At 80.0% G+C, this 559-nt stretch carries 1 protein-coding gene; it reads left to right on the top strand.

All coding sequences use genetic code 11. The features are described 5' to 3' along the window. Nucleotides 1–367: adenosylcobinamide amidohydrolase (locus tag AC2CHG_RS31715; protein WP_484526240.1), on the top strand; the 367-nt coding region annotated here is incomplete at its 5' end. Between the last annotated feature and the right edge of the window lie 192 nt (nucleotides 368–559).

The raw sequence follows: 559 nt of genomic DNA on the forward strand, positions 1-559 counted from the left end.
GCCCCACCCCGCCGCCGCACCCGGGCCGGCGCCGTCGGCCGCGAGCGAGCCGGCCCGGCCCGCGCAGCACGTCGGCACCGTCAACATCGTCGTGTACGTCCCGGTGCGGCTCGGCGACGCCGCCCTGGTCAACGCCGTGGCCACCGCCACCGAGGCGAAGGCACAGGCGATCTGGGAACTCGGGCTGCCCGCCACCGGCACCCCCACCGACGCGGTGACAGTGCTCTGCCCGGCCGACGGCGAGCCGGCCCCGTACGGCGGTCCCCGGTCGGCCTGGGGCGCACCGCTGGCCCGGGCCGTGCACGCCGCCGTCCGCTCGGGCGGCGCCGGGACCGTGGTGCCCTGGTCCGACCGGCGGGCGGGCTGACGTGGGCCCGGCACACGCGACACGCCGGGTTTTCCGACCGATCGGCCCTCGTCGCGGCGTTCCGGGGACGGTAGCGTCGCCGACGATGTACGCTTCCGCCCGCTCTGTGCCCCGTACCCTCCGCGCCGCCGTCGCCGGACCGCCCGCCGCCGTGCCCGGCCCGCGTCGCGCGGTGCTCGGCCGGCGCCTGGC

The sequence above is a fragment of the Micromonospora sp. ATLC20 genome (assembly GCF_057196585.1).